Source organism: Auraticoccus monumenti, assembly GCF_900101785.1.
Taxonomy (GTDB): Bacteria; Actinomycetota; Actinomycetes; order Propionibacteriales; family Propionibacteriaceae; genus Auraticoccus; species Auraticoccus monumenti.
In genome coordinates this window covers 1,560,129-1,584,683 of record NZ_LT629688.1, presented here as the reverse complement: position 1 = coordinate 1,584,683, position 24,555 = coordinate 1,560,129, and the positions used below count along the sequence as shown (strand labels likewise).

Genomic DNA, 24,555 nt, shown 5'->3' with positions numbered 1-24,555 from the left:
GCGGGACCCGTCGCCACCCGCAGGGGCCACGACATCGGGCTCAGCGCCGGTCCGGGTCCTCCCAGGGCGACCAGGTCTGCGGCGGCTGGGTGAACTGCGGGCCCGGGTGCGGGGTCCCCGGGTCGGGCTCGACCCCGGCGGGGGGTGGGGGCACCTGGTCCAGGGCCACCTCCTCACCGACGGCCGGGGGGACGCTGACCGCCGGCTCCACCATCACGGCGGTGGCCGACAGCACCTCGGTGATGGTGACGCGGGTGCCGGCCGGCACCGGGGCGCCGGAACGCGCGTTCAGGCGGGTGATGTGCCCGGCCGCGACCAGGGTGATCTCGCCGTAGCCGTCGGCGGGCACCGGGGTGCTGACCGACCCGGCCCGCCCGACCAGGGACGCGGTCCGCACGGTGGAGTCGCTGCCACCGCGCTGCAGGAACCGGGTGCCGAGCGCGACCAGCACCCCGATCAGCACGCCGACGACCAGCCCCACCACGATCGCGACGGCGAGGGACTCGCTGAGGTCGTAGGCGAGGGCACCGGCGAAGCCGAAGGCGCCGAGGAAGCCGGCGAGCCCGGCGCCGGAGAGCCAGTCCCCGCCGATGCCGTCGAAGAGACCCTCGAGCACCTCACCGGCGATCAGGGACGCGACGAGGAGGGCGAGCCCGGCCAGGCCGATCACGAAGAAGGCGGTCATGGAGCTCCTCTCGGCGGTCGACGCAGTCTATCCGCGGTGCGAACCCCCGACCCGTGCGGGTTCGGTGGATTTCTGCGTTTCGCCGACCCTGCTGATCAATATGTCCTACGTTGGAAGCCGCTCGCCGCTCCACTCGGGGGAGGGGGCGGCGAGCCCCTCCCCGTCGGCGTCCCGACGGGGGACGTCCGACGTCGCCACCCCCCGGCGTGTGCAACGAGTCCGGAGCCGAGCGTGCCCCGCGACCGCCGGAACCAGGAAGGCGACATGCGACACATCTCCGGTGTGGCCACGGCCGGCCAGCTCCTCGGGCTGATCATCGAGACCCCTCTGCTGACGCGCGCGCAGCTGCTGGACCTGACCGGGATCTCCCGCACCACCCTGCTGGGCCGCCTCGACGCGCTGATCAGCCTCGACCTGCTGGTGGAGGAGGTCGCCGGGGGCACCGGACGTCCCGGGCGCCCGGCCGGCCGGCTGCGGGTCAAGGACGTGGAGCGGACCGTGCTGGTCGCCGCCCTCGGCCACACCCAGGCCCAGCTCGCGGTGACCGACGCGGCCGGGACGGTGCTGGCGACCACCAGCTACGACCACGCGATCACCGACGGTCCCGGTCCCGTCCTCGGCCAGGCGGTGGACCGGCTCCAGGAGCTGCTGACCTCCAGCGGACGGGACCCCTCGACGCTGTGCGGGGTCGGGCTGACCGTCCCGGGGCCGGTCTGCTCGGTCGACGGACGGGTCGAGAGCAGCATCTGGCTGACGGGCTGGAACGGCATGGACCTGCGCAGCACCCTCACCGCGCGCTGGCCGGTCCCGGTGCTGGTCGACAACGACGCCAACGTGATGGCCCTGGGTGAGGTGACCACGCACCACCCCGACGCCCACACCACCCTGCTGGTGAAGGCCGGCTTCGGGGTCGGGGCCGGGCTGGTCGTCGACGGCGAGCTCCACCACGCCCGGTCCTCGCTGGAGGGCGAGCTGGACCACGTCCGGGTGCCCGGTGCGGACGAGCTATGCCTGTGCGGGCGGACCGGCTGCCTGGCGACGGTGGCCACCGGGCGGGTGCTGGTGGACCGGTTGCGCGAGCAGGGCGTCGACGTCACCACCCCTCGCGACGTCACCGCGCTGGCCCGTTCCGGGGACGCCGCTGCCCGGGAGCTCCTGCAGCGGGCCGGACGCAGCCTGGGGGGCGTGCTGGCCGGGGCGGTGGCGGTGCTCGGTCCCGAGCGGCTGCTGGTCGGCGGGGACCTCGCCGCCTCCGACGAGCTGTTCACCGACGCCGTCCGGGAGGGGCTGCGGGAGAACCTGCACCCGCCGGTGCTGTCCACCGTGCAGGTGGCCACCGCCTCCACCGACGGCCGGGGCGCGATCGCCGGCGCCGTGCGCCTGGTCCGTCGCGCCGTGTTCTCGGTCGAGGCGGTGGACGCGGCCCTGTCGGCTTGAGGACGGCTGATTGACTGGTCGCGATGCACACCCGGCCGTCCCGCCCCCGCTCCCCCGCCGGGTCCCGACGACGGCTGGCGCGCTCGGCCGCGGTGCTCCTGGCCGGTCTGCTGCTGGCGACGTCCGCGGCGCCCACCGCCGGCGCCGAGCCCTCCGGCCCCCGTCTGGACTGGCGCCCGGGTGGGCCGACAGCCTCCTCCCGACCCGGTGCCCCGTGCGCCGACCTGCTCTTCGTCGGCGCCCGCGGGTCCGGTGAGGACCCGCCCTACGGCCGCACGGTCGAGCGCACCCGGCAGGCCCTGGCCGACGCCGCCGCCGACGGCACCGGGCGCGACGTGGTCGCCCGCGAGGTCTGGCTGGACTTCCCGGCCGTGGACCCGCACACGCTGACCGAGGTGGGGCTGGACCGGCTGCTGCTGGAGCCGGAGCTGCCGACCACCGGCTACCTGCACAGCGTCGACATCGGGGTGCAGCAGCTGAGCCAGGTGCTCGACGACTCCGCCGCCCGCTGCCCCGACGAGCGCTGGGTGCTGGCCGGGTTCTCGCAGGGGGCGCAGGTGGTGACGTCCACACTGAGCCGACGCACCGACGACTGGCGGCTGGCGGGGGCGGTCCTGGTCGGCGACCCGGCCCTGCACCCGGGGCAGGCGGTCGTGCGCACCTCCACCGCGGTCCCGGAGGCCACCGGCCTGGTGGCCACGCTGCGGTACGTGCGGGACGCGGTGGCCCGTGGTCGCGACTCCGGGGAGGACCCCGAGGGGGCCGCCACCATGGTGCGCTCGGTGATCGAGGTCGGCGTCGGGGAGACCGACCGCACGCGGATGCTGGCCGCGGCCGCCGACCACGACCTGGACCTGCCGGTGAGCCCGGTGGTGGTGTCGGTGTGCCGGGCCGGTGACCTGGTCTGCGACGCCGGTCCGGCGCTGCTGCGGATGGCGCTCGGCCAGAGCGCGCTGGAGGCTGAGCTGGCGCGGACCCGTCCGGTCCACGGTGGGTACCGCGCCGGCGACCTGCGACCGGCCGCCCGGGCCATCGTCTCCGCGCTGCCGGAGCGGCTCCCGCCCCCGGCCCCTGCCCCGCCAGCACCCGAGCCGGTCGCGGTCGGCGCCGAGACGCTGGTGGCCGCCGGCCTGGGGGTGCTCGGCGTCGTGCTGGCGGCCGCGTGGTGGTGGCGCCGGCGTCGCACCCCGCGCTCCACCTCCGGCGGCTGAGGCCCCGAGGACCGGCCCCGGCCGGGCTCCCGGCCCCGGACGCAGCAGGACGCGCCGCCCCGGTGGGGCGACGCGTCCTGGGTCCCTCAGGGGACGGCTGGGTCAGCGACCGCGACGGCGACCGCTGAAGTCGGAGGCGCTGTGGCCACCCTGACGGCTGGGGGCCGCGGCGGCCGCCGGGGCGGAGCCGGCCGAGCCGCTGGGGCGACGACGGCGCGAGCCACCGGGACGGCTGCCCTCACCGGCGGGCTCGGAGCGCGAAGCGCCCCCACCCTGACCACGGCGACCGCCCGAGGGACGACCGGCCGGAGCGCCAGCCTGACCGGGCTGCGCGCCACGACCGGAGGCGGGACGACGGCGGCGACCGCCACCGCCACCACCGCGGGAGGCACCGGGGGCGACGTCCTGCTCCTCGGGGCCGCTGGGGGCGAGCCCGCCGGCGACGAGGGTCCGCTCACCCGGGGCCAGCTCGCGCAGGATCGGGTGGTCGGTGCCGTTGACGCGGGTGGTGGCCGCGGTGATCTTGGCCGCCCGGGTGAGGGAGCGGACGTCGGAGACCTGGGCGTCGGTCATCAGCGTGACCACGATGCCCTCGTTGCCGGCCCGGGCGGTGCGCCCGGAGCGGTGCAGGTAGGCCTTGTGCTCGGCCGGCGGGTCGGCGTGCACGACCAGGGCGACGTCGTCGACGTGGATGCCGCGGGCCGCGATGTCGGTCGCCACCAGCGTCTGGGCGCGGCCGGCGTGGAAGGCGTCCATGTTGCGGGTGCGGGCGTTCTGGCTCAGGTTGCCGTGCAGCTCCACCGTGGGGACGCCGCGGCCGTTGAGCTGACGGGCCAGCGCCTTGGCGCCGTGCTTGGTGCGGGTGAAGACGACCGTGCGGCCGGGCGCGCTGGCCAGGTCGGCGAGGACCGGGACGCGCTGCTCCTTGGGCAGGTGCAGCACGTGGTGGGCGATCACCGGGGCGGCCTGGTCGGCGCCGTCGGTCTGGTGGGTGACGGGGCTGCGCAGGTAGCGCTTGACCAGCACGTCCACCCCGGAGTCCAGGGTGGCGGAGAAGAGCAGGCGCTGGGCGTCGCGGCGGGTCTGGTCCAGCAGCCGCTTGACCGCGGGGAGGAAGCCCAGGTCGGCCATGTGGTCGGCCTCGTCGAGGATGGTGATCTCGACCTCGGCCAGGCTGCAGGCCTTCTGCTTGATCAGGTCCTCGAGCCGGCCCGGGCAGGCCAGCACGATGTCGACGCCGTTGCGCAGACCCTGGACCTGCGGGTTCTGGCCGACCCCGCCGAAGACGGTCAGGGTGCGCAGGCCGGCGGTCGCGGCCAGCGGCTTGAGCGCGGCCTCGATCTGGCCGACGAGCTCACGGGTGGGGGCCAGGATCAGGGCCCGCGGGGAGCGGGCGCGGCGGGTGGTGCCGGAGGCGGCCAGCCTGGTCACCAGGGGCAGCAGGAAGGCGTAGGTCTTGCCCGACCCGGTCGGTCCGCGGCCGAGGACGTCGCGTCCGGCCAGGGAGTCGGCCAGCGTGGCGGACTGGATCGCGGTGGGGATGGTGATCCCCCTCTCCGCCAGCACGGCGTCGAGGGAGGAGGGCACGCCGAGGCGGCTGAAAGCAGAGGTCACGAGTGGTTGTCACATTCCTGGCGTCCCGCCGGACGGCTGCAACCATCGACGCACACCGGGGTGAGCGGGGAGATGGGTCTGGGAGGGGAGGAGCAGGAGGCTCGACGTCACCGACAGCCCGAGGCGAGACTGGCCGGACTGCTGCAGCAACTGTAGCCGACGGCGCCCAGCGGCCGTGCGACCGACGCGAGGACCCCTGGACGTGCCGTGCTGAGGCCCGAGCGCGGAGGGTCAGGAGGGCGGGGCGTCCAGCGTCTGCTGCGGGCTGCACCCGTAGCTGCGCCGGTACCACTGGGAGAAGCGTCCGGCGTGCAGGAAGCCCCAGTCGAGGGCCGTCGCCGCCACCGTCACCCCGTCCTCGCGGGCCGCCTCCTGCAGGACGCGGTGCGCGCCGGCCAGACGGGTGCGTCGCAGGTGCTCCAGCGGGGTGGTGCCGAGGTGTCGGCGGAAGGCCGCCTGGGTGCCCCGGGTGCTCAGCCCGGCCGCGGCGGCGATCTCCGCCAGCCCGATCGGCTCGTGGGCGTGGTCCTCGACGAAGGCAGCCGCCCGGCGCACGGCCGCCGGCACGGCTGGTGAGGACGCCACGGTCTCGCCGCAGCCGGCGAAGCAGACCTCCGCCGCGCTGCTGTACATCCGCACCATCTCGGCGCGGGCCACGGGTCCCAGCTCCACCGGGGAGGTGGCCAGCCGGCGGACCAGCCGGTCGACGTCGGCGAGGTGCTCCGCGGCCCCGCGGCCGACGGGTCGGCGGGGCAGCCGGGATCTCGCGTCGAGGCCCCGGCCGGACCAGCAGTCCGTCAGCACGGCACCGGGCAGCACCGTGAGGCGCAGCGAGGAGTAGCGCCAGCGGACCGTGTACGGGGTGCTCGGGCGCATCAGGACGGACTCCCCCGGGGCCACCGTGACGCCCTCACCCCCGATCTCCATCGTCAGCGGGTCGCCCCTGCGCACCTGGACGAGGGTCGGCTGGGCGAGCCCCTCCCCGACGGTGGGGAAGGTGGCGTCCATGCCGAGGCTCAGGTCGTCCAGCAGCAGGTCGGCGACCTGGGCCGAACGCTGCTCGAAGGTGAAGCGCTCGTCGACGGCGTTGACCACCAGCTCGTGGTCGACGTAGACGTCGCGGATGTACTCCGAGGCCTCCTCGGCGACGTTCGTCGAGTGCGAGCGCACGATCATGGGGGCCGCCACCGCCTGCACCTCCGTCCTGCCACCACAGCCACTGCTCCGTGACCGCCTGGTCCTACCGTAAACGTTCATCCTGAGGACACCGGGTGGACGCCCTGCTGCGACGTCGTCCTCCGCTGCTTGCCCGCGCGACGGCCTCAGGCCGGCTGCGGCCTGGGCTCGACGCTCCAGCGGACGACGGCCTGACCGGGCCCGAAGTTGCGCAGCGCCAGGTGGACGGCGCTCTCGGCGACGGTGTCGCGCGGGAGCACGGTGAGGTCCGTGGTGGTCTGCACCCGGGTCTCCCAGGTGCCCGGCACCCAGTCCGGGTCGAAACGCACCCACAGCAGCAGCTCACGGACCGGCCGGAGCACGTGCTGGGAGAGCTCGGGCGCCGCGGGCCAGACCTCGCTCAGGTCGGCGTCGTGCTGCACCAGGGCGGTCTCCCCCTGACCCAGCGGTCGGGGCAGCAGCATCTCGGTCACGTGCACCCCCGACTCGGGGTAGGAGACCACCCGTCCCTCGGCGCACTCCAGCAGGTCCAGCAGGCGCGGCCTCGCCCCGGAACGGGGGTCCACCACCTCGACGTGAGCGAAGCGGTCGATGTCGGGGCGGGTGGCCCGGAACAACCGGCGCAGGCTGTTGCGCCGTGGCCGCCCATCCGCGCCGATGTCGAGGACGGAGTGGACGTGCACCTCCTGGAGCCCGTTCAGCGGGTCCTCCAGGTCGAGCTCGGCCAGCGCCCGCCGGATCGGCTCGCGCGCCTGCTCCAGCGTGCCGATCATCACCCCCGGCCGCTGCGGGGCCACCCGACGGGAGGTCGACACGGTGCGGGAGAGGTGGCCCTGCGGCAGGTGGAGCAGGTCCTCGAGGTCGGGCAGGGCGTCGCGGGAGCTGGCGCGCTCGGGCACCCGCTGGCCGGAGCGCCAGTAGCTCAGGCTCGCCACGCTGACCGGGTTGCCGCGCTCGACCAGCTGCTCGTGCAGCCAGCTCAGCGTCGCACCGCGTCGGTCCAGGGCCTCGGCGAAGGCAGACGTGAAGGGGTGCACATCAGCCAGTGTGCCGCGAGAACGCAAGAAGAAGTGCGCTTTGCGACGCAGGGGTGGCGTGACGCGCAGCGCGGCCTTCACAGGAGTGCTGAGGAGAGTGAAGCGACTGCTCCTACAGTGGAGCAGGTTCGGGGGTTGGGCTGTGGCGCCTCGGGGGAGGCCATGGCCCAACCGCCGGCACCCCAGGGCTCATCCGTCGCGCTGCTCCGAGAGGCTCCAGACCCGGTCCAGCGGCTGCGGCACGCCGCGCTCGTCCACCGGGTCGAAGTGGTCGACCACCTGGTTGATGTGCTGCTGCCACCGCCGGTTCGCCGCCGAGCCGGCCAGCGCCTCGTTCGCCCTGTCCCAGTCCTCGCACTCGACGCGGTGGAACAGGTGCCGCCCCACCCGCCAGATCTCCCACCCGGTGATGCCGAAGCGGGCGAAGTCCTCCACGAGGTCGTCGGGAATCACCCGGTGCTCCCGGTCGTAGTCCAGCTCCAGCCCCTCGCGGACGACCGAGTGCAGGGTCACGACCATCAGCTCTCTCCTTCGTCGGGGAGCACCGACGCTATCGGTCCCGCCCGAGAGGCTCGCGGCGCACCACCCGGGACCGTGGACCATGCTGGTGTCCTGTCGTACACCGACCACCCGACCACCGCCCTCCCGGAGGACCCGCCGATGACGTCACGCCAACCGTTCCTGCACGACCAGCTCGTGGTGCTGCGCGCGCCCTCGCAGGTGTGGTCGGCCCGGAGCGGCGAGGTAGGCCGGAGCGGCGGGGGCAGCGGCGCCGCCGTGCAGGGCGCCTGGCTGGGTGATACCCGCTACCTGCGGGCGCTGTGGCTGCGGGTCGACGGTGTCGCCCCCGAGCACGTGGCGACCGTCCCGCTGGGGCCGTCGGTGGTGCAGCTGGAGGGGATGCTGCGCGACCTCGGCGACCCGGGCGCCGACGTCGACGTCCGCGTCTCCACCGTCCGCGAGGTCGGCATCGCCGGGGTCACCGAGACGGTGCGGATCACCTCGCGGCTGGACCGGGTGGTCACGGCCGTGGTGGAGCTCTCGGTCGTCCCCGACGCCACCGGCATGGACGCCGCCAGGGCCGGCCTCGGGCCGGCGCCGGCCGGGCCGGTCGAGCTGGACGACGAGGGGGCGCGCTGGACCTCCGGGTCGGTCGAGGTGGCGCTGTCCGCCCCCGGCGCCCGCGTCGAGGTGGACTCGGACACGGTGACCGCCCGCTGGGAGGTGGAGGTGCCGGCCCGCGGGTCGACGGAGGTGGTGCTCCGGCTGCACGGGGAGCACCCGGGGGCGGTGGTGCTCGGGGTGGAGCGACCGGCGTCGTTCGGGGCCCCCGAGCCCGCACCGACCGACGACCGGCTGGCGCGCTGGCTGCAGCAGGCCCTGGCGGACCTGGAGGCGCTCCGGCTTCGTCGTCCGGGTGGTGCGGACGTATTCATGGCTGCGGGGGCGCCGTGGTTCCTGACCCTGTTCGGCCGCGACTCGATCTGGGCGGCGCGCTTCCTGCTGCCCCTGGACCGGGGGCTGGAGGTGGCCGGCGGGACGCTCCGGGTGCTGGCTGCCCTGCAGGGCGCGGAGACGGACCCGGCCACGGCCGAGCAGCCCGGCAAGATCATGCACGAGCTCCGTCAGCAGCCACTGGTGCTGCACGGCGGGGGCTTCACCCTCCCCCCGCTCTACTACGGCACCATCGACGCCACCGCGCTGTGGGTCTGCCTGCTGCACGACGCGTGGCGCCACGGGCTGCCCGAGGACCAGGTGCAGGCGCTGCTGCCGCACCTGGAGGCCGCGCTGGTGTGGCTGCGCGAGCACGGCGACTCCGACGGCGACGGCCTGCTGGAGTACGTCGACGAGACCGGCCAGGGGCTGGCCAACCAGGGCTGGAAGGACAGCGGCGACAGCGTCCAGTTCCGTGACGGCCGGCTGGCCGAGGGCCCGATCGCGTTGTGCGAGGTGCAGGCCTACGCCTACGAGGCCGCCACCCACGGGGCCGACCTGCTCGAGGCGTTCGGACGTCCGGGGGCGGCAGAGAGCCGGGCGTGGGCGGCTCGGTTGGCCGACCGCTTCCGCGAGGCGTTCTGGGTGAGCGACGAGGACGGCCCCTACCCCGCGATCGCCCTGGACGCGGCCAAGCGGCCGGTGGACTCCCTGACCAGCAACATCGGGCACCTGCTGGGCACCGGTCTGCTCGACGCCGAGGAGGAGGCGCTGGTGGCGGGTCGGCTGGTCGACCCGGTGCTCGCCGAGGGCTTCGGGCTCCGCACCCTCTCCTCGCTCGACACCGGCTTCTGGCCGCTGTCCTACCACGGCGGGTCGGTGTGGACCCACGACACCGCGATCGCCGTGACCGGGCTGGCCCGGGCCGGGTTCCACGCCGAGGCCGCGCTGCTGGCCGAGGGGTTGCTGGCCGCGGCCCCCGCCTTCGACCACCGGATGCCGGAGCTGCACGCCGGGGACGCCCGCCGCGTCTCACCCACCCCGGTCCCCTACCCCGCCGCCTGCCGGCCGCAGGCCTGGTCCGCGGCCGCGGCCGTGGCGGTGTGGTCCGCGCTCGCGGGCACCGCCTGACCCGCTCGTCGGTGGTGCTGCGCAGGACCGGTCCCTCAGCAGACGTCTCTGCGCACAGGTGGAGTGATGTCAGCTGAGCGACCGTTTCTGCGCGGCTCGCACCCGGGTGAGCACCGTCGGGGGCGAGCACCGGCCGGTCGTAGGGTTCAGCAGGTGAGCGCGGAGCAGATCGGGGTCGTCTCGGACGTCCACGGCAACCTGACCGCCTACCGGGCGGTGCTGGACGACCTCGAGCGCCGCGGCGTCACCCGGGTGCTCAACCTGGGCGACGTGGCGGGCAAGGGCCCGCGGGGCTCGGCCTGCGTGGCCCTGACCCGGGAGCGGTGCGAGGTCACGGTCCGCGGGAACTGGGACGTCTTCCTCAGCCGGCCCGCCGAGGAGCGCTGGGAGTCCTCGAGCTGGTGGAGCGAGGAGCTGACCGGCGAGGACCGCGCCTGGCTGGCGGCGCTGCCCAACAGCCACGACCTGGTGCTGAGCGGCCGCAGGGTCCGGTTGTTCCACGCCTCGGCGACCAGCGAGTTCCACCGCGTGCACGCCCGGCACACGGCAGAGCAGTTCGCCGGCATGTTCGTCAGCAACGACTTCACCGGCCCCGGACCCGACCCGACCGTGGTCGGCTACGGCGACGTCCACGACGCCTTCGTCGAGGTGGTCGGCGACCGCACCCTGTTCAACGCCGGCAGCGTCGGCAACGCCCTGGACGAGCCGTCGGCCGCCTACGTCCTCCTCACGGGCGTGCCCGACGCCGACGACGGTCCCTTCGACCTGGAGGTCGTGCGGCTCGACTACGACGTCGAGGCCGAGATCGCCGGGACTCGCTCCACCGGCATGCCCGAGACCGACGCGTACGCCATCGAGCTCCGCACGGCCATCTACCGCAGCCACCACCGGACCCTCGGCCTCGTCGCCGGCTGAGGGCAGCACGACCGTGTCCATGCGCGCACGCTGACCGCACCACGGCGCCGTCGTGCGCGCATGAGCACGTCCGCGTCGGACCCCCACCCCCTACCCGGATTATCAGCCCCGGGCCGCGCTCCGGCGGTGGTGCCGACGGGCCTTCATCCGGTTCCCGCAGCTGCTCATCGAGCACCACTGCCGCGCGTTGGCGTTGCTGCGGTCCAGCAGGTAGCGCGAGCACTCGTCGTTGGCGCAGCGCCGGAGCCGGCCGGGGTGCTCGGTCGTGAGACGGGTCCAGGTAGCGAGGAACTCCAGGGCCAGCACGGCGGCGGGCGGGGCGTCCAGTCGCCAGGTCAGTCCGTCAGTCCCCAGCCGCGGGCGCTGCACCACCTCGTCGAGCAGAGCGTGGAGGTCGACGTCGGTCCGACCGGTCGTCACGATCTGCTGGACGGCGTCGCGGGCCGCCACCAGGTTGCGCCGGTCACCCTCACCCGTCCCACCCCAGCGCCGCACCAGGGCCGCCCCCTCCTCGCCGGACAGCAGGTCGCGCTGGGTGCCGTCGACGGTGGGCGTCGTGTTCAGCACCTCCAGCACCAGCTCCTCCGGCGTGCCGTCCCAGGTCTCCATCTGCATGCTCTAACCGTATCAGCACGCTTGACAGGTTAGGTATCCATGTGACCTACTTCTAACCAGTCAAACCAATCGAAGGGGTTAGGTGATGGTCATCCACTACCGCCAGCGGGTCGTCGACGGACACCGGCTGCACTACCAGGAGTCCGGGCCGGCCGACGCGCCGGTGATCGTGCTGCTGCACGGCTACCCGACGAGCTCGTTCATGTTCCGCCGGCTCATCCCGCTGCTCGCCACGCGCTGCCGGGTGATCGCGCCGGACCACCTGGGCTTCGGCTTCTCCGACGCCCCGCCGGTGGAGGACTTCGAGTACAGCTTCGACGCACTGGCCGACCTGACCCGCGGGCTGCTCGAGCAGCTGGGTGTCGACCGGTACGCCATCTACGTGCAGGACTACGGCGCGCCGATCGGCTGGCGGCTCGCTCTGGCCGACCCCGACCACGTGACGGCGGTGGTCAGCCAGAACGGCAACGCCTACGAGGACGGTTTCGTCGAGGACTTCTGGGCGCCGATCTGGCGCTACGCGGAGGACGCCGGCGCCGAGGCCGAGCTCCGACCGGCACTGGGGATCGACGCCATCCGCTGGCAGTACACCCACGGCGTCCCCGACCCCGAGACGGTGGACCCGGAGACCTGGCACCACGACACCGCGCTGGTGTCGCGGCCCGGCAACGACCGCGTCCAGCTCGCGCTCTTCGCCGACTACGTCAGCAACGTCGCCCTCTACCCCGAGGTGCAGCGGTGGTTCCGGGAGAGCCAGGTCCCGCTGCTGGCGGTGTGGGGCCGCAACGACGAGATCTTCGCCCCCGCGGGGGCGACCGCGTTCAGCCGCGACCTCCCGGACGCCCAGGTCGAGCTGCTCGACGGCGGTCACTTCCTGCTGGAGAGCCACCTGGACGAGGTGGCCACCCTGGTGCTGGATCTCCTGGACCGCGTCACACCTGGTCGTGCAGCGTGACGGCGTAGCCGTCGGGGTCGGTGAAGGTGAAGGTGCGCCCGAAGGGCCCGTCGACCGGCGGCGCGACGATGGGCACACCGGCGGCAGCGAGGGAGTCGTGCAGGGCCTGGGCGTCGTCGGCGTGCAACCACAGGGCCACCCCGAGACCGGGCTGGGTGACTGAGTCGAGGTCGACCCCGGGCATCGGCTCGCGCACCGCGAAGGCGATCGGTGCGGTGTCGAAGACGACGGCGTGCGGTGGGGCGACGGACGCGCGGCGCAGCCCGAGGTGGTTCTCGTAGAACGAGGCGGCACGCTCGAGGTCACGTACCTGCAGGGCGATGAAGTCGGGTCCGGTGATGGTCATGGAGTTCTCCTCAGATCGTATGTCAGGTTCCTGACATGGAGTATGTGTCAGGATGTTGACATGAGTCAACTGGAGACGGTGGGTGACCTCGAGCAGTCCGTGGGCTACCTGCTGAAGCGCGCGTCGACGGCACTGCGCGGCAGCATGGACGCCGCGCTGCGGACGATGGACCTGACGGTGTCCCAGTACTCCTGCCTGGAGGTGCTGGGCCAGACCGAGGGGTTGTCGAACGCCGAGCTCGCGCGCCGCGTCTTCGTCACCCGCCAGGCCATGGACGGGGTGCTCCGAGGGCTGCGTGACCGGGGCCTGGTCACCCGGGAGGAGACGGCGCCCCACGGGAGGGCGCTGCCGACCCGGCTGACCGACCACGGCCGCCGACAGCTGGAGGCGGCCAGCACGGCCGTCCACGCCGTCGAGCAGCAGATGGTCGCCGACCTCGAGCCTGACCAGGTGCGAGGACTGCGCGCCAGCCTGACCGCCTGCGTCACGGCCCTCGCCGCACCTGCCACCCCGTGACGCCGCCCGCCCGGTCGCTCCGAGCGGCTCGGGTCGTGCGGTAGCGTCGGCGCTGCGCGGACCCCTCGGGAGCCGCCGGGTCGTGACTGCCGCGGACCTCCAGCCTCCGTCGCCACCCGACCTGGGCCTCTAGCTCAACTGGCAGAGCAGCGGACTTTTAATCCGCGGGTTGTGGGTTCGATCCCCACGGGGCCCACCAGAACCGCACCATTGCGGGCATCCCATGACCAGCCACCACCCCAGATGGGGACTAGTGTGGGGACTAATGCAGGTCAGCTCGACGGGGTGGCGGCGTCAGGATCGTAGGCCTCCAGAGCCACCGCGTTCGGAGCGTTCGCAGCACGACGACCCAAGTAGACGTCCTGAGTCATCGACACCCGCGAGTGCCCGAGCTGGTCAGCGATCATGCGAGCCGTCGCTCCACTCTCGTCCAGCAGCGTCGCGACCGTCTTGCGAAATGTGTGCGTCGTGACCCAGTTGAAGTCGTCGCCGCGCACACGGCGGAAGGCCTTACCCACGTTGCCCCGGTCGCGCCAACCACCCCGCGAGTCGGGGAACACCGGACCTTCGAACGCACCAAGGCGAACCCGTCTCGCTCGCAGTAACGTCACGCACCACGCGGGCATGATCAACCCACGCTCAGACGCCTTCGACTTCACCCGCTTCGCCAGGAGCCCCTTCCCTGCAACCGGGACGATCGTCCGTTGCACCATGACGACCCCAGCGTCCAGGTCGACGTCCGCCCACGTCACCCCGACCGCTTCACCAACTCGGAGCCCGGTGGCCAGCATGAACCGGGCTAGCTCGGGCAGGTCGTGACGGCGAGCGAACTCATCAGCATCAAGATGCGCCAGCCAGCGCCGCACCTCCTGCATCGTCAACGCCTTCGCGGCACGCCCGCCCTCCAACTCGATCGGCGTCAGATCACGCACTGGATTCGTGACCAAGCCACCCTGGCGAACCAGCCAGCCACAGGCACCCGAGAGCACCGCACGGCAGAGCTTGGCCGTCGCAGGACCCTTCTCCCGCAAGATCGCCTGCAGGAACCGGTCGAGAGTCGGCGCGGTCAACTCCCCCAGCCGCAGACCACCGATCGCCGGAACGATCAGCCGGCCCGTCACACCGGCGTACAGATCACGAGTCGTCGGAGATCGGCGGCCCCGCTCGACCAGGCCGTCGAACATCGCCAGCCAGCCCTCCAGCCCAGCGGCCAACTTGCTCGACCGCGTGAAGTCACCGCCAACCCCCGCCGCCACCGACTCCGCCACCGCAGCCAGCGCCCGCCGAGAAGCATCCGCCTTCGAGCTACCCAGCCGCTTGATCCGGCGCAGGCGCCCCCCGTAGTCGCGATACCGCACGTAGGCGACGTGGTGACCGCCCTCCTGACGCACCGTCACCTGCCCGTGCTCGCCCAAGCCAATCGGCTTCACGACACCACCGCTGTCGGCAGCTGATCAACCCACTCGAGAACGTCCTCGGGACGGTAACGGAGCCGTCGACCCACCAGGCGACCCGGAGGACCCGTCCCGGCACTGCGCCAGGCGTAGACCGTGCACGCTGGCACCCCCAAGTACGAGCTGACGTCCTGGACCGTCCACAGCGCTTCGACTTTTACTGCGCGAGCCGTCCCAGCCTCACTAGCCGCCCCTTGCGTCCCTGCCCTGCGTGTCATCGTCCTCGCCTTTCATAGGTGCCCGAGGGAGCGGCATCCCCGAATTGATCATGGAAGGTGTGGTCAGTGCCCGCGCCGTCAAGGGCACTTCGTGTCACTACGTGATTCGCTTCGCTCACCCCTGACCGCGCGGGCCCTGACCACGGCTCGGCAGTCATCCGGGGATGCCGCAGCTGTGGCGCAGTCACGGTGGCTGAGCAGTTGCCGAACGGTCATCCACAGACCCGCCGGCGGCCTTGGCCTGCTCGTACTGCGTGCGCCAGCGCTGCCGCTCCGCGATCGACTCCAAGATCACCCGGGAGTAGCTGATCGGGTCGGTCTTGGTGTCAGTCCACACGAAGCGCGGGTGCCCGTCAGCGGACAGCGTGTCGGCCGCGAGACGTTCGACGTCGGGGGCCAGGACCCCGGCGGTGAGGAGGGCTTGGCGGACGACGGTGGCGCGGTCGGCGCGGTGACCGGCCAGTGTCTTACCGGACCACTGCCGCGAGACAAGGACGCGACGACCGCCGAGGCCGAGGTGTTCACGGTCGTGAGCTTTGGCCGGACACCGTCCGGGGGCCAGGCCAGCGCCAGGGCTCTTCGGCTGCAACCCGTACCGCAACCAGTTGGCGCACTGCGGTGAGCACGGTAGGTACCGCAGCTCGGTGTGCAAACGGTCGATGTGCGCTTCCCGAGCCGGGTCCCACTCGTCGGCGTCGTCGCTGATCGGATCGGCCACGGCCTTGGTGAGGTACTTGGTCAGGTACCGCACAGCCCGCTCAGCATCGGCGGAAGGAGCGATGATGCCGCGCATGTCGGCCTGCTTCCCAAACCGGGCCACGTGCACCGGTCGGGCGTCAGGGTCGGCGTCGACCTGGGCCAGCGCCTCATCCCACGTCGGCAGCGCGGCGCCGGTGTCAGGATCGACGTACTCCTCACCGTCCCAGACCGGCAGCCGGTCGACGTAGACGGCTCGGTCGAACGACGGCCACCACACCTGGACGTAGGTGGCGCGGATGACCTGGCGAAGCAGCTGCCGAGGAATCGCACCACGGACCGCGGCGTGAAGGTGAGCCGCGAGGCGGGCTTGGGGTTCGACGGTGGCGAAGTACTGCACCTTGAACCCGGCGCAGCGGCGCAGGTTCTGCCAGAACCGGTCGACCAGCTTGGCGAAGTGCAGCGCGTCGAGCGCGGCGCGACGGTAGTCGTAGCGGTCCGGGTCCAGCGGGATGCCACCAGAGCCGACCGCCCCGTAGGACGGCAGAGTCATCGTGAGGAACATCGAAGGCCGGTACTCTCGCCCGTTGGGTGCTGAGTACACGGCCCCCACCGTGGTGCTGCTAGGCGTGACTCGGGGGAGTTCGCAAACATCGTCACGGCGCCGGGTACTACGCGCTCGTCGGGCCCGGTCCTGACTGTCCTCCCCCCGGACTGGGTCAGGACCGGGTTCCCCCTCTTCTAGCAGGTCATCAGGTCGCGTCGCCGTAGCCGTAGCCGAATCCTGCTCGGGCTCCTCAGTGCGATGCCAGCCCTCAGCGCACTGCTGCATCCGCAAGATCCGTGCCTTGTGCGCACACGACGGGCACACCGACTCACGAGTCGACCCGCACGGTATGGCCACCCGCTGGTCGGTGTCGGTATCGCGGTCGATGACGCGGCGCATGATCGGTCGCACGCACACCTTCTGCGCCACCGCCAGTTCACGCGCCATGACCGGCGTCACGGCCGCCATGGTCTCCAGCTGCTGCACCAGTCCTCCTCAGGCCGCGGTGCCGTTGGCTGCGGCCGGTTGGGTGGGCTTGGCCTGGTGGGTGATCCACGGGTCCAGCCGCTCCGCCAGCGCCTCCAGGTCCGCCCACAGGTCCTCGCGCTCGGCACGGGTCATCCCTGCCACAACCGCGGTGTGGTCGTCGGTCCACAGCGCCATCACGAGCTCGTTGGGCTCGTCCACGCTGCCGGGGTGGGAGCACTGCAGCACCAGGGCCCGGTAGTGCAGCTGCACCGGGTCCAGGCCGGCGGCGGGACCAGTCACGAGTCAGCCCCCACGTTCTCCGTACGGCGACGGCTCGTCCGGGGCTTGCGCGGTGCACGAGCAGCAGCCGGGGCAGGAGCCTCCTCGCCCTCATCGGGCACGGCCTGGACGATCGGCACCTGGACCGGGGTGGGGAATCGCGCGGCGGTGGCGCGGATGGTGTCGTCGGCCACGAACCCGGCACGGACCTTGACGATCAGGCCGTCTTCACCGACCGCGTAGCCGACGCCGGGCATCGAGCGGTGGATCTTGTGGCAGGCAGCACCGGAAGCGACCGCGCCGTCACCAAGGACCATGGCCGACTCTTCCCGGTCCCGCAGCCGGAGCCCCATGGACTGGGTGAACAGGTGCCGCATCCGCACCGTCTCCTTGCGCGGGTCCTGCAGGAACGCATACACGTAGAAGCCGGGTGCTCTCCCGATGGACAGCAGCCGCGAGAGGGCCGCCTCCGCCCGCTTGAGCAGGTCCCGATCCGGGAGGTAGGCCACCAGCGAGGCCAGTTCGTCGATTACGAAGATGATCAGGGGCTCGTCGGTCGTGGGAGCGTGGAGGCGTGAGTTCCCGGCCAGCCGCTTGGCCCGCTCCTCACACGCGGTCACGGCCTCCTCGAGCATGATCACGGCCTCGCCGGCGTCGGTGGCGTAGCGGGTGAAGAGTGGCTTGCCGAGACCGAGTTCCATCCCGCCCTTGAGGTCCACCCCGTGCAGCTGCACCAACCCCGCACGGACAGCCGGGGCCAGCGAGAGGACCGTGCCCCACAGCACCGAGCCCTTCCCGGCACCGGTCGACCCGGCCACGAGGGTGGACACCCGTAGCGGCAGTCGCCAGGTCTGCCCGTCCTCGGTGCGGCCCAGGGTTAGCCATTCGAGGTTGATCGCCTGGTCCTCAGGGACCGGCCAGGCGAACGCGGCGGCGAGCGGGTCGCCGAAGGACCAGACCAGACGGCAGCCGGTCGCGGCGGGGTCTGCGATGACGCGCAGCCGGTTCGCCTCCAGTGCTACCCGTAGCCGCTCCGCTGCGCCCTCGAAGTCCTCCACGGTCTGCCCGGTCAGGAGCCTCGGGGAAGCCACGAGCTGCGACCCCTCCCACGCCAGCCCTACGAGCGCCGGGACCTGCACGGACTGGTTGGACGGCAGCCGACGGGCCAACCCACACGCCTCCATCACCGACGCCCACCGACGCCGCAGCCACCGACGGGTGCGGGAGCGGAACAGCCGGTCAGTGACCTGGACCTGGAATGCGACCGGCCACCACCGCTCCCACACCAGCAGCACCAACACCGGCGACACCACCAGCAGCGGCAGCCACGGCCACCCGAGGTCGAGGAGCCACGACGACAGCACCGCCCAGCCCCCGACAAGCAGGAGGCGCTTGTGCCGCCAGCCGTAGCCCGCTGTCCGGGACAGCCACCACCACACCTCCTCTGCACCGCGGCGGGACCACGCGAGCGCGCTCATGGCTCAGGCCGCCTTATTGTGCTCGCCCTGCACACGGTTGCCGCGGGGAGCCGACATGCCCGTGGCCCGCAGCGAGTACGCGATCCGGGATCGCCCGTTGCCGACCTCCTTCAGGTACGGGGTCACCATCAGCCCCTCCAGCACTACCGGGCGGACCGGCAGCCCTTCGATCGCGTCCGGCGGGACCGGCTGCACCGGGGCGGTGATCTTCACCTTGAACGTCCGCTCACGGGCCTCGGGGTCGAAGTCCATGACGTCCACCACCCACACCGGCTCCCCGGTGTCCTTGTCCCGCTGCTGCACCCGGTTCTCACGGGTCGAGGCGTCGAAGTCCGCCTGCGCCGACACCGCCCCCACGACACCCAGTCCGAAGGGGAACACCTCGTTGAAGTTGACCTTGAACGGTCCCTGCACGGCCATGATCGAGTCCTCTCGTAGTGGCTTGAGCCAGTAGTGGCTTAAGCCAGTACAGCGGGTCGACTTTGCCCATGTCAAGGACTGGCTTGAGCCAGCCTCGTTATGCTCGCCGGATGGACGACGATCAGCAGCGAAGTGAGCCAGCCAGCCATCTCCTGGCCGAGCTGCTGCGCGGCATCATCACTCGGGGCGAACTAGCGCCCGGTGACCGTCTTCCCTCCGAGCGTGTCCTCGCGAGCGAGCACCGAGTGGCGCGCAACACCGCCCGAGCCGCGATCCGACTGCTGGCAGACCAAGGCCTCGTGGACGTGCAACACGGGCGAGGTGTCTTCGTCCGGCACCCGCGCAAGCTGCTGCGCTTCGGAGCCGAGCGCTACTCACGCGCCCTGCGCGATGAGACTGGCCTCTCCCCATTCCGGGCCGAGGTCACACAGCAGCACCGGACCCCCCGAGTGGACTGCACGTCAATCCAGCAGACTCCTGCTCCCGCCGACGTAGCCGAACGCTTGGGCCTGAACCAAAGCGACCCCGTGGCCCGCCGTGAGAACTGGTACTACGCCGACGACGAGCCGGTGCAGTACGGCGTCACCTGGATCCCCTGGAACATCGCCGAGGGCAGCCCTCTCGGTAACTCAGCCGACCTCGGACCAGGCAGCCTCTACGCCCGCTTCGAAGACACCGGCCACAGCATCACCACCATCCGCGAGGAAGTCACGGCGCGCATGCCAAGCCCTGACGAGTCCCGGCGGCTGCAGGTGCCGGACGGGGTGCCCGTCCTGGTCGTCACCCACACAGGGCTGAACCAGCACCACCGACCGTTCGAAGTGACCGTCTTCACCATGCGCGCCGATCTCAACGGCCTGGACTACACCATGCCCGTGACCGACCCTCAGCGCCTCAAGGAGTCCCGCCTGTGAACAACCTGACCATCCGACCACGGACTAACGCGGACCTGCCCGCAGCCGCCAGGGCTCTGGTGAACGTCCACGAGACAGACGGCTATCCAGTCGAGGGAGTGTCTGACCCCGAAGGGTGGCTCCAATCCGACGCCCTGCTGACCGCTTTCGTTGCCGAGCTGGACGGACGCATCGTCGGCCATGTCGCAATCACACGACCCCAGACAGGCGACGCGGCTGCCGAGCTGTACCACCCTGCTCCCGGCGAAAGCATCGGAATGCTCGGTCGACTCTTCGTCGTCTCAGATGCCCGCGGCCTCGGCGCTGCCCGCCAGCTGATGGAAGCTGCGGCGAACTTCGCCCGAGAGCGACACCTCCGTCTGCTCCTGGACGTCATGGCCAAGGACCAGGCGGCCATTCGACTGTACGAACGACTCGGCTGGACTCGCCTCGGCGCCACCGAGCACGACGCCGGTAACGGTCGCGTCGTTCCTGCCCTGGCGATGCTCAGCCCCGCGCCAGTCTGAGTCTCGCGCGATCGACTCCAGCAACCCGGCTGCCGAATCTGCCTCTACTTAGTCAAGAGCGCGGCTCCGCCGCGCCGTCCCCCCTGCGGTCCGTGTCCTCGCTCGCTGGCGCTCGCTGCGGGCCGGTCCTCGGCGGGCGGTCGGTGGGAGCGACCTGTGTCAACAGCCAAAACGCCAATGCGTACAGGAAGAACACATCGTCCACCGTGCTGAGCACCGACCTGACTTGTGGAACGAGAAGGAGCGGCGCGAGCATAACGGCCATGATGCCAGCGCCGACCTTGTTCAGGCCTACACGCTCGTGACCGAAGGCTCGAACCTCAGCAAGCGTTGGCAGACGAAAGCCGAGTTCATTCACTCGTTCGCTTTGCTCACGGATGCCGCGGTCCAAGGTGCTGGCAGTCGGTAGATACAGATCGGCCGATACGTCCAGGAAGTTCCCGGAAGCAGCTTCGCCCGCGAGTAGCGCTGTGGCGGAATAAATCTCCGCCATTCCCGGGAGGTCCCCACTTGGAAAATAGCCGCTGCCAACGCCGGCTAGCAGTGCGGCACTGGAGCTGATAACGGAGTTAGCCCGCAGAATTGAGGCGGCGGACTGGATGGGCGCCAAGGCAGCGACCAGGCTCTGCATCTGGGAGCTGATAACGGAGTTAGCCCGCAGAATTGAAGCGGCGGACTGGATGGGCGCCATAGCAGCGACCAGGCTCTGCATCTGGGAGCTGATACCGGAGTTAGCCCGCAGAATTGAGGCGGCGGACTGGATGGGCGCCAAGGCAGCAACCAGGCTCTGCATCTGGGAGCTGATCCCGTCTTGCGCCAGCAGTGAGGCAGTCGAGCTGAGTCCGTAGTCGGCCAGGATGGAGCCGGTTGATCGAATGGCCGAGTTGGCCCGCAGAGTCGAGGCGGCGGACTGGATGGGCGCCATGGCAGCAACCAGGCTCTGCATCTGAGAGCTGACGGCGGAGTTGGCGAGCAGAATCGAGGCGCCGGACTGGATGGGCGCCATGGCAGCGACCAGGCTCTGCATCTGGGAGCTGACGGCGGAATTAGCCCGCAGAAAGGACGCGGCTGACTGGATGGGCGCCATGGCAGCGACCAAGCTCTGCATCTGGGAGCTGAGGGCGGAGTTAGCCCGCAGGATCGAGGCGCCGGACTGGATGGGCGCCATGGCAGCGACCAAGCTCTGCATCTGGGAGCTGATACCCTTCTGCGCCAGCAGTGAGGCAGTCGGATTGAGTCCGATCCCCCCTTGGGCAGCGAGGGTCGCACTACGGCTCGGGTCCACTGCGATTGAGTGAGCCGTTCGTACTGGCTGGGTCTCGGATCCCCCTGCCCCGTCCTTCTCCAGGTGCACATGCTGATGGCAGCGCGCAGCACGAACCCGTCGCCGGCAGGGTTGGCCGTCAACTCGCCTTGCGCCACACATGTGTGGTCCCATGACACCTATCGTGGCAGCCAGACACGAGAACTCTCGAACCCGAAGGCATGTCGCCTCGGCCAAGGCCCGGCATGCGTAAGCGCCGTTGGTGACCGCAGGGACCTAGTAAGGCGCTGTCCCCGGCGACCTCCGCCCTTCGAACGAGCCGCCGGAGGCACTACAGACCTCCGGCGGCGGACGTTAGGCCACTGCTGGCCGCCAGTTGACGTGCGGATCAGCCGGAGCGTCGTAAGCGCCGAACGTGGGCTGTTGGTCAAGAAGAGCGGCCGTACCCAAGCCCCTCAGGAAGTCATGAGCTTGCCAAAGTTCCGGATAAAATTCGCGGAAAACGAGTTGAATGAACGTGGGTAGTGCCACCCATGTCCTGACCTCAATACGGCAGCTCGATCGGTTGATGGTCAAATGGCTTGCTGCGTGACCCGGGCGCGCATTTGATGGGTCATAGTCAAACCGAACAACAGCCTGAAGTGCCACGTCAGACGGTTCGGGGTGCATATTGGAAACGAACTCTGTGACTTCATAAGCTGATGCGAACGTCCGGTCACCGGCAAGAGGAAACGGAATGTACGCCAGGCGGTGAGAGTAAACCTGACCATCGGTGAAGAAGTATGAAACTTGCAGCAGCGACCCGTCCAGCAGCATCAAGGAGTACTGTCGATCCAAGCACCAGTACTGGTAGTCCTCGAGGGTTGTATGAACTCCAAACTGGAATAGGGAGCCGGCCCCTGGGCTTGGCGCCCACGTCAGTCTTCCGCGTTCTCCATCGTAGACATCATTCGCGTCGATCGCGATACCAGCGCCAACGAAAAAATCGCGAATGTTCCGAAGATCGTTTACGATCCACTTTGAATCAGAACTCGGGGCCATCGTTCAACCGATCGCGGGTAAGCCGCGCTAGAAGGGTTCGCTGCCGCGGCGTCAGATCATTCAACCTCAACCGGCCTTGTTCAACCATGGCTAACGCCTCCTCCAGGCTTTGCAGCACGGCGTCGTTGGCTTGCTCCCCGGCAGCTCGTTCCTGGTTGAGGCGGTTCATCGCCGCCAACTCACGTTCAGTCGGCAGCGTAAAGTCCAGAACGAAGTCACGACTCTTGACCTGCTCGTACTCAGCAACCAATGCTTGGAAATTCTCGCCGCGACCGGTTACGCGCACCCAAGCCCTACTTCTCGTAATAGCCGTGAAAATGGTGTTTCTGCGCGTCACCAGGTTAGACCCACCGTTGCCGAATTCTGCATCGACAACGTACACCATAGCCGCCTCGTTGCCTTTCGCCCGGAATACGTGCGTGACTGCAATGGAATTCTCGAGAAAGAGACTGTCCACGCCAGCATTCACGCTTGGCATGTGAGCCTGCAGACCGCGCGACCAGAGAACCGCCTTAAGTCCTGCAAATCGCGAACGGGCGACGTACGGTTCAGGAAGCACAATCAGTACGTCTTCATGCCTTAACTCGTGCTCCGATATGTCCCGCGCGACGCTTTCGGCTATCCAGTTATCCTGATCACTTGTTGCCTGAAACGGAATGAATTGTACTGCATCCTCTGGTGTCAAAAGTTCGAAGAAGAAACTCGGAGCACTCTTCGCCTTACGATCCAGCACAACGTGGGAACCCAGGCTCAGGTGACCCTTTTCCACTTCATAACCAATATCAGCCCACAACTGAGGGTTATCGAAGTGTTGAACCAACTCGTCACGATACAAGCCGAACCCGATGGCGTGTGCCGCAGTAAGTGCCCAGGGGGTATTTCTGTAGCACTTGGGTAGAACGATGTCCTCTTGCGGACTGCCCGACCTGTTTCTTAGAGTGACGAGGGCGTCGCCGTTGGCATCTTTTCCGAACAGTTCCTCAGTTGACGGCATGGATGCCTCTGAGAGAATCTGAAGTTCGTCGTATGCCCACACGACACGCTTCGGCTTCTTGGTAAATAGGTATACAAGTTTGAAGAAGGTGGGAGGTAGGTCCTGAGCCTCGTCAATCAAAATAGCATCGAATATGGGGTCAACGTTGATTCCCGCGCAATGATCTAGCAACTCCCTACACACGCCGTCGAAAGCATTCTCCATCCCAAATTGCGCTCGCGCGTAGTTGTAGTCGCGAATGGGAGCGCCTACGTGGTCCGCCATCACTTGGTATAGGCCGCCACGGCGACTAGCACCCCAAGCGTGCAGAATCTGTAGCTTGTCACGATCCGGCGCGTCCTCGCCATGCGCGAAAGTGAACCTAGTCGTCAGGTCCTCGAGTTGGTGGTATAGGGATCTCGTCTGAAAGGTGAGCGCAATGCGCCATTCTGGATGTTGCACATGCCAATAAGCCGCCTTCAGTGCCAAGACGACGGTCTTTCCCGATCCCGCGAGCCCGCGGATCCGTTGCGGGCCCAGAGGGCTTTCAATAGCCGCTTGCTTCTGCCACGCGTCCAGATTAGCAATCTCGGCCTCAATCCGCCGAATAATGCCCCCGTACGAGCCATTGTCGGTAACCTCAGTGCGACGGCGGGGAGGCTTTATTGTCGTGACCCTTTGTAGCGCTGCCTCTAGTGCATGCAATCGAACATCGTCGATGTGTTGTTCGACGGGTACGGCAGCTGCCACTTGGTTCACGGGAACAAACGTCACGTCATTCTGCTTCAACAAAGCATCTGACTCCACACTATCGGGACCCACGACCACCGTCGTAATGGGCACCGCAAATCGACGTCCCGTCCGCAGTGCCGGATATCGGCTCAACGAGCTTTCAAGGACGCTAGCCAGGTTGTCTTGATCGTGCACTATGGCGTCTACGTTCGTCGCATCTGATGCAGCGGTTAGGGTGAAAGTAACAATCCCGGTATCACTGGAAACCAGCAGAACGTCCACTGGCACCTTGCCGTCGGCACCTGCCAGCACTGGGTAGCCCACATAAGCTGTACCGGTCAAACCGAGCGTCGACAACGCTTCTATGACACGGCGACTGACCTCGGGATTGCGGGTCTCGCCGTACACCACGTCCAGAGCCATGTCGTGCATGATGGCACATGGCCTTCCCAAGGGTCGCCTAGGTCGGCAGCTAGCGTAGGGAGGGACGGCC

The 24,555-nt window shown here is 69.9% G+C and carries 24 protein-coding genes and 1 tRNA gene; 9 read left to right on the top strand and 16 right to left on the bottom strand.

The annotated features are described in order from the left end of the window. Positions 1-40: 40 nt before the first annotated feature. Positions 41-685 carry an NfeD family protein gene (locus BLT52_RS07295; RefSeq protein WP_090591988.1) on the bottom strand — a complete coding sequence of 215 codons (645 nt, stop codon included), beginning with the start codon at positions 683-685 and terminating at the stop codon, positions 41-43. A 264-nt stretch (positions 686-949) separates the two neighbouring features. On the opposite strand from BLT52_RS07295, the gene BLT52_RS07290 reads away from it, so the two are divergent. After that, entirely contained in the window at positions 950-2,122 is a 1,173-nt protein-coding gene (locus BLT52_RS07290; protein WP_090591985.1) for an ROK family protein, read from the top strand. Between the two features lie 23 nt (positions 2,123-2,145). Then, positions 2,146-3,333 (top strand): cutinase family protein, encoded by a 1,188-nt coding sequence (locus BLT52_RS07285; RefSeq protein WP_090591983.1) that lies wholly within the window; start codon positions 2,146-2,148, stop codon positions 3,331-3,333. A 102-nt stretch (positions 3,334-3,435) separates the two neighbouring features. Here the strand turns inward: BLT52_RS07285 and BLT52_RS07280 are convergent, their stop codons facing one another. The 4 genes from BLT52_RS07280 to BLT52_RS07265 form a co-directional block, all read right to left on the bottom strand. Next, entirely contained in the window at positions 3,436-4,947 is a 1,512-nt protein-coding gene (locus BLT52_RS07280; protein ID WP_090591981.1) for a DEAD/DEAH box helicase, read from the bottom strand. 231 nt (positions 4,948-5,178) lie between these two features. Further along, positions 5,179-6,135 (bottom strand): AraC family transcriptional regulator, encoded by a 957-nt coding sequence (locus BLT52_RS07275; RefSeq protein WP_157677025.1) that lies wholly within the window; start codon positions 6,133-6,135, stop codon positions 5,179-5,181. Positions 6,136-6,269: 134 nt separating this feature from the next. After that, entirely contained in the window at positions 6,270-7,160 is an 891-nt protein-coding gene (locus BLT52_RS07270; protein ID WP_090591977.1) for a hypothetical protein, read from the bottom strand. A gap of 189 nt (positions 7,161-7,349) precedes the next feature. Next, a complete protein-coding gene (locus tag BLT52_RS07265) occupies positions 7,350-7,679 on the bottom strand; it encodes an L-rhamnose mutarotase (protein ID WP_090591976.1) in 330 nt (109 codons plus the stop codon). Between the two features lie 141 nt (positions 7,680-7,820). Here BLT52_RS07265 and BLT52_RS07260 point away from each other — a divergent pair, with 141 nt between their 5' ends. Next, positions 7,821-9,725 (top strand): glycogen debranching N-terminal domain-containing protein, encoded by a 1,905-nt coding sequence (locus BLT52_RS07260; RefSeq protein WP_090591973.1) that lies wholly within the window; start codon positions 7,821-7,823, stop codon positions 9,723-9,725. Between the two features lie 153 nt (positions 9,726-9,878). Continuing rightward, positions 9,879-10,640 (top strand): metallophosphoesterase family protein, encoded by a 762-nt coding sequence (locus tag BLT52_RS07255; protein WP_197679242.1) that lies wholly within the window; start codon positions 9,879-9,881, stop codon positions 10,638-10,640. A gap of 102 nt (positions 10,641-10,742) precedes the next feature. Here BLT52_RS07255 and BLT52_RS07250 read toward each other — a convergent pair whose 3' ends face one another. After that, a complete protein-coding gene (locus tag BLT52_RS07250; protein ID WP_090591969.1) occupies positions 10,743-11,255 on the bottom strand; it encodes a CGNR zinc finger domain-containing protein in 513 nt (170 codons plus the stop codon). 85 nt (positions 11,256-11,340) lie between these two features. On the opposite strand from BLT52_RS07250, the gene BLT52_RS07245 reads away from it, so the two are divergent. Then, the gene (locus BLT52_RS07245; protein WP_197679241.1) at positions 11,341-12,210 is read left to right on the top strand and encodes an alpha/beta fold hydrolase; all 870 of its coding nucleotides are present in this window, start codon (positions 11,341-11,343) and stop codon (positions 12,208-12,210) included. Here the strand turns inward: BLT52_RS07245 and BLT52_RS07240 are convergent. Then, positions 12,188-12,556, bottom strand: a complete 369-nt coding sequence (locus BLT52_RS07240) for a VOC family protein (RefSeq protein WP_090591965.1) — start codon at positions 12,554-12,556, stop codon at positions 12,188-12,190. The genes BLT52_RS07245 and BLT52_RS07240 overlap by 23 nt on opposite strands. A gap of 60 nt (positions 12,557-12,616) precedes the next feature. Between BLT52_RS07240 and BLT52_RS07235 the strand changes: the two genes are divergently transcribed. Both BLT52_RS07235 and BLT52_RS07230 read left to right on the top strand, forming a co-directional pair. Then, positions 12,617-13,072 (top strand): MarR family winged helix-turn-helix transcriptional regulator, encoded by a 456-nt coding sequence (locus BLT52_RS07235; RefSeq protein ID WP_090591963.1) that lies wholly within the window; start codon positions 12,617-12,619, stop codon positions 13,070-13,072. Between the two features lie 123 nt (positions 13,073-13,195). Then, positions 13,196-13,271 (top strand) — tRNA-Lys (locus tag BLT52_RS07230). 73 nt (positions 13,272-13,344) lie between these two features. Here BLT52_RS07230 and BLT52_RS07225 read toward each other — a convergent pair. The 6 genes from BLT52_RS07225 to BLT52_RS07200 form a co-directional block, all read right to left on the bottom strand. Further along, complete coding sequence (locus tag BLT52_RS07225; protein WP_197679240.1) at positions 13,345-14,469, bottom strand: tyrosine-type recombinase/integrase; 1,125 nt, start codon at positions 14,467-14,469, stop codon at positions 13,345-13,347. A 29-nt stretch (positions 14,470-14,498) separates the two neighbouring features. Continuing rightward, on the bottom strand, positions 14,499-14,744 hold the full coding sequence (locus BLT52_RS07220; protein WP_090591962.1) for a helix-turn-helix transcriptional regulator: 246 nt from the start codon (positions 14,742-14,744) through the stop codon (positions 14,499-14,501). A gap of 184 nt (positions 14,745-14,928) precedes the next feature. Then, on the bottom strand, positions 14,929-16,434 hold the full coding sequence (locus BLT52_RS07215) for a replication initiator (protein WP_331712565.1): 1,506 nt from the start codon (positions 16,432-16,434) through the stop codon (positions 14,929-14,931). Positions 16,435-16,482: 48 nt separating this feature from the next. Continuing rightward, complete coding sequence (locus tag BLT52_RS07210; protein ID WP_090591960.1) at positions 16,483-16,755, bottom strand: hypothetical protein; 273 nt, start codon at positions 16,753-16,755, stop codon at positions 16,483-16,485. Further along, positions 16,752-18,212 carry an FtsK/SpoIIIE domain-containing protein gene (locus BLT52_RS07205; protein ID WP_090591958.1) on the bottom strand — a complete coding sequence of 487 codons (1,461 nt, stop codon included), beginning with the start codon at positions 18,210-18,212 and terminating at the stop codon, positions 16,752-16,754. The genes BLT52_RS07210 and BLT52_RS07205 overlap by 4 nt, the downstream gene beginning before the upstream one ends. A 3-nt stretch (positions 18,213-18,215) precedes the next feature. After that, positions 18,216-18,632: a hypothetical protein gene (locus BLT52_RS07200; RefSeq protein ID WP_090591956.1), complete on the bottom strand. Its 417-nt coding sequence runs from the start codon at positions 18,630-18,632 to the stop codon at positions 18,216-18,218. 110 nt (positions 18,633-18,742) lie between these two features. Here BLT52_RS07200 and BLT52_RS07195 point away from each other — a divergent pair, with 110 nt between their 5' ends. Together BLT52_RS07195 and BLT52_RS07190 are read left to right on the top strand one after the other, a co-directional pair. Then, entirely contained in the window at positions 18,743-19,546 is an 804-nt protein-coding gene (locus tag BLT52_RS07195) for a GntR family transcriptional regulator (protein WP_090591954.1), read from the top strand. Next, positions 19,543-20,052: a GNAT family N-acetyltransferase gene (locus tag BLT52_RS07190; protein WP_090591952.1), complete on the top strand. Its 510-nt coding sequence runs from the start codon at positions 19,543-19,545 to the stop codon at positions 20,050-20,052. Before BLT52_RS07195 ends, BLT52_RS07190 begins: the two co-directional genes overlap by 4 nt. Before the next feature lie 52 nt (positions 20,053-20,104). Here BLT52_RS07190 and BLT52_RS07185 read toward each other — a convergent pair whose 3' ends face one another. The 3 genes from BLT52_RS07185 to BLT52_RS07175 all read right to left on the bottom strand — a co-directional run bounded on the left by BLT52_RS07185 (position 20,105) and on the right by BLT52_RS07175 (position 24,485). After that, on the bottom strand, positions 20,105-21,241 hold the full coding sequence (locus BLT52_RS07185) for a hypothetical protein (RefSeq protein ID WP_157677024.1): 1,137 nt from the start codon (positions 21,239-21,241) through the stop codon (positions 20,105-20,107). A gap of 429 nt (positions 21,242-21,670) precedes the next feature. Next, complete coding sequence (locus BLT52_RS07180) at positions 21,671-22,357, bottom strand: DUF2290 domain-containing protein (protein WP_090591948.1); 687 nt, start codon at positions 22,355-22,357, stop codon at positions 21,671-21,673. Beyond that, complete coding sequence (locus tag BLT52_RS07175) at positions 22,341-24,485, bottom strand: DEAD/DEAH box helicase (protein ID WP_157677022.1); 2,145 nt, start codon at positions 24,483-24,485, stop codon at positions 22,341-22,343. Before BLT52_RS07175 ends, BLT52_RS07180 begins: the two co-directional genes overlap by 17 nt. Between the last annotated feature and the right edge of the window lie 70 nt (positions 24,486-24,555).